The following is a 4555-nucleotide window of genomic DNA, read 5'->3' on the forward strand; positions in this document are numbered from 1 at the left end:
AACAGGGCAACACGTACGGCCTGTCCTGACCGAAAAGGTGTGCTGATCGGGTGTATCGCTCCGGGACGCCAGGCAGGTTCTCAGATCGACAGTTCGCCCCGGTAGGGTGAACTGTACCCTCCGAACACTCGGCAGATCCTCGGTTGGGATTTCAGACAGAAACCGAAGCTGACATTACAAACCGAGACCGCGAAGCGTCGGCCGAGCGCAGCGAGGCCGACTGATGACCGTGTCAACCCGAACCGCCGCTTGCGCGGCACGCGCCATAAACGGTCGAGTTGCTTCTTGCTGTGCGTCGCTTCGCTCCGCACAGGCTCGCTCCGCTCGCTCCTTCACCTCAAGTAGGAAGTCATACCGCGGCGCATGTGAAGTCACCCTTTGCACCCAGGGTTGATGGGTAAGGAATTGCAAGCGCTCTGGGGTGAGTGCACTCCACTCCGGCTCAACCGGCGTCAGCGCGTGACCCCAGTCCTCGTCAACCAACGGTTCGCGCCGCTTCTGTGTCGGCAACGTGCAGCATCTCATGTCGGACGTGGCCGTGGCGGCAGTCACGCCCACTGCATGCGGCGTGATCCTGCTAACCCTGTTCCTTTCGCCAGCGGCGCGGAGTGTAACCCACTACGTCGCCGTGAAGGACGACCGCTTCCGAGTGGTCTTCGCGGGCGGAATGGACACTCGGGTTGAGACCCGGCAAAGGCAAACCGCGGGGCGAGCTATGAGGCGGCCGGGCGCTACCACACCACCTACCGGCTCTGGCCCGAAGCCCGAACCGAGCCCGTTGACGCCTGAGAGGCCGCCCCACCGGCCGAGCTTTTCGTGGTAATTTCCCGACCAGTTGCAGGGGACCGCATTGAGCACACCGGAACAGCGCGCGGGCGAGCGAGACTCGCTGATCGAACAAGATACTCTGAAAATGCGGGAGCAGGCCCGCGACTTCGAGCGCGAGCAGTACATGCTCGCGAACAAAGTCTTCGCGGATCAGACCGGCGAGCAGCGGATGCACGCGCTCGAGGCCATAAAGGCCTACGGCGTTCTCTCCATCAAGACCTTGTTCCTGCTGAACGGCGGGGCAATCCTCGCACTGCTGACCTTTACAGCTTCATTCTTCAGCCGAAGCGACCACACGATGGCCTTGGTCGGCATCAGCTTGGCCAAGCAGTTCGTCACCGCTTTCTACTTCTTCGGCGCTGGTCTCGCGAGCGCGGCAATCATCTCCGGTATCGCCTACGTCAACTACTCAGCCCTCTATCACACCTACGACACCCCTGGCGGCCTGTTCTTGTTGATCAACGCAAAGGACCGCGAGCCGACGAATGACGTCCACCACCGGATCACGGTCGTGACCGCCTGGATCGCGATCGGGGTCGCCTGCCTCGGGCTCGCCTGCTTCCTTCTGGGCGCGTGGTGGGTCGTCAGCGCGTTCTCGGTGCTTGGCGTCTGATGAGCGCCCAAGCCGCCACGATCGACCGCCTCATTGACTGTCTGGCGCCTGAAGCACTGCGGCGCAGCCGCGCCGCGCCAGCCGGTGTAGGTCTTCAGCGCTCGCCAAATTGCGCCGGATAGCCAGGGCTGCTCTCATCCAATTGTCTTCACCAGGGTTGGATAGAACCGAAGCATAGCCGCGCTCCAGTCCGCAACTGGGAGAGGCGCTTCTTCAGCGCGCCGGTATCACACGATGATCCCGGATCCAGGAGCAGTGTCACTCTACCATCAGCCTTAGACCTGAAGGGCTGACGATTGATCGGGCTTATAGAGAACAACCTTCGCGGGTCGATCGATCGTTTCCGACTCGGTAACCCAGAGCGACATTCGCGCGAGCGAGGCGGTCGGAGCCGGCTCCGGCCTGAATCTCGAGCCGGTGACCTGATCTGCATCATCCGTTGGAGGACGCCGTGAGGTCATCCTGGTCCGGCAGGCACAGGGAGCTTCACCCCTCCTCCCGATGTTCGCCTATCCCTGGTTGTGCACGTAGCGGGGTCATACGGTAGTCAGCTTCAGAACACTCCTCGAATCGGGACGCTCATCGGCACGAGACGACGATCCTGATCCGGGTCGGCCAGCCCTGCAGCTCGATTGCCTCGGCGAATGCCTCGTACCCCGGGTCGCCCTGTGAGACCGATGTGTCCGCAAGGCCAATCACCTGATCCTTGTCGTTCAGGGCGACGATCTGGATGCGGGCGTCGTTCGGAAACCGACCTCCTCGGCTCGAGACGATCTCGCCCAGAACCTCCAGCCGCGGGTCGCCTCGGTATCCGGTCTCGTCGAGCACGGCGAGCAGTCCCTCAAGGTCGATGCCCGCCCGCTCCTCCTGCCTCGGGTCGCGCTCCAGCAGATCCGTCACCTCACGCCTAGCCATTACTGACACCTCCGCAGCAGAACCAGATCGCGCGGCAATCGTGATGTCAGCGCGGCGGAAGCCGCGTCCAAGCCGGGAGTGCAGCCATAAATACCGGAGCCGCGCAGGAGGGTGAGGGATGCCAGAGTCAGGAGCGAGCAACGCAGGTCCTCATATACGCCTCCGCAAAAAACGGCGTGTGCGCTCGATCGCACCAAGGACGTTCCGTGATCTGCACGCGGCCCAGCGCGCCGGCGAGACTGCTCGCGCGGGTGGCGAGAGCCGGACCGGCTCCTTGAGCGCCTCGGACACGATTGCCAGACCGGCTCCTCAGGGCGGCGGTGAGGTCGTCATCAATCACGTCCTCGTCTGAGCCGGTGCGGGAGGCGGTCTCAATCCGCGAGGCGCAGATTCAAGCTGCTCCTCGTCACCATGGTCAGATCCTTCTGTGGAAACGCCGGAGCCACGGCTGTTCGATCCGTCCGCGCCACCGTTACGCTTCCGCCCTTGCCTGCCGGCGAAGGTGCTGGCGGACGGAAGAAGCGGAATAGGACCAAGCGGCACCGTGAGCCAGCCCCTCGACAGCATCGCGAGCGTGCTCGAAGAGACGGGCGAGTACCGCGTGCTGCGCCGGATCGCGCCCTTCGTCCCCTCCCCTGTTCAGCCCGACGAGCCGACCTTCATCGGCCTGATCCTCGACACCGAGACCACCGGCACCGACTTCGTCCACGACGAGGTGATCGAGCTCGGCATCATCAAGTTCGAGTACGGCGCCCGCGGTCGCATCTACCGCGTGCTGGAGAGCTTCAACCAGTTGCAGCAGCCCACGAAGCCGATCCCGGCCGAGATCACGCGGCTGACCGAGCCCAAGAGGATGATTGGCGCTCTGCCGTAGCTTGATGCCGTCGCAGCAGGCAGAGCCCCCACGAAAACACATTGATGACCGGACAGCTCGGGATCGCCTCGACAGAGATGCTGGGGCAAGCCATCGACCGACCCCGCGCCCTGTCACGCCGGTTCTCGTGACCTACAGGGCGCAGGCATTTCTGTTCGACAGCCTCGCCAAATAGGTGGAGATTGAGCACGTCCTCGCTGTGGATGGCGCCTTGCACTAGCCCTCCCGCATCAGGCGTCGGAGCCGTTCGTTCAACTCCTTCACCTCGGCTGGGAGAGTGGGCGCTGCTCGGAGCAACGTGATTCTTACGCTTCTCGGCTTGGCGTCGGGTGACGTGAGCGGCGCGATCAACTGGCGCTTCAAATGCTGTGGCCGACCAGGTCGCGGGTTCGCACTCCCACGGTACGCACGGTTAAATAGCCGAAAATAAAAGGAACTAATTGGCGGCCTTTAACCTTACCGTAAAGATGCCCGGGTGAATCGTTATGAAATATCTTCTCATGTCCTTTGTATTTTTTGGAATTTTGCCTGCCGCTGCGCTTGCTCAAGCGCCGATTGAAGGGCGCTCAGGTGCGGCGCAATCGCCGAACATGGCTCCGAGGCACGAAACCATTCCTGATCGTGTCAGGGCGGGCAAGCCCGGTCCTTCAGGGACCATGAACGTGCGCAGCCAGTTGGCTGATCCGCCTGAAGCTAACGCTTCTGAACCAATCCTCCGCCTAAGGTGGCGTGACGACACACGGCGGCCGCCCCAGTAGGCCGACAGCGCGGCGCGTGTAGCTGTTCGCCCTTCATCATCAACTATCAGCCACGATGACGCCTGTAGCGAGCGTCTTCAGGAGGCGAAGAATGAGTGACAGAGGGGAGCAACCTGACCTCCTGCACGTTGATGTTGGTGGTCACGGTCCACTGGCGAGCCTCGTCAGCCTCTCCACCAATGTGGAGCGCTGCGATGGCGAGTTCTCAGACGCCCAGTCTCTGCCCCATAATGCACCGGCTGATCAGCTTGATAGCCCGCATCACGGGTGAGCCGGGTGCGATCGAGCAAGGACGCTTGATCGATCAGCTCACAGATCTTGAGACGCAAGCTCTGGAAACGGGCGCTCCGAGCCGAACCATCGAAGCCATTCGATCAGTCAGGCTCACGATCCGAGTCGCCAGTCTCAAGCCCCAGTCCCTGGGCATGCGGGGGCATTGAGGTGCGCAAGGATGAGGGATGGAATCCTTGCTTCCGCCTGTGAGTGGCATGGCAGCTCAACAAAGCCGGCCGGCAACGGCCGACCACCGCGCGGGAGCGAGACAGGTTCGCCCGCCCTTTCAGGGCT

General features: G+C 62.7%; 3 protein-coding genes. 2 read left to right on the forward strand and 1 reads right to left on the reverse strand.

The features are described 5' to 3' along the window. Positions 1–850: 850 nt before the first annotated feature. Positions 851–1441 carry a hypothetical protein gene (locus tag MOX02_RS29450; RefSeq protein WP_147029322.1) on the forward strand — a complete coding sequence of 197 codons (591 nt, stop codon included), beginning with the start codon at positions 851–853 and terminating at the stop codon, positions 1439–1441. A gap of 579 nt (positions 1442–2020) precedes the next feature. On the opposite strand, the gene MOX02_RS29455 is transcribed toward MOX02_RS29450, so the two are convergent. Continuing rightward, positions 2021–2356 (reverse strand): hypothetical protein, encoded by a 336-nt coding sequence (locus tag MOX02_RS29455; protein ID WP_147029323.1) that lies wholly within the window; start codon positions 2354–2356, stop codon positions 2021–2023. 544 nt (positions 2357–2900) lie between these two features. Between MOX02_RS29455 and MOX02_RS29460 the strand changes: the two genes are divergently transcribed. Continuing rightward, positions 2901–3230, forward strand: coding sequence for an exonuclease domain-containing protein (locus MOX02_RS29460; protein WP_147029324.1), 330 nt, complete (start codon positions 2901–2903; stop codon positions 3228–3230). Positions 3231–4555: the final 1325 nt, after the last annotated feature.

It is taken from the genome of Methylobacterium oxalidis (assembly GCF_007992195.1).
Lineage (GTDB): Bacteria > Pseudomonadota > Alphaproteobacteria > Rhizobiales > Beijerinckiaceae > Methylobacterium > Methylobacterium oxalidis.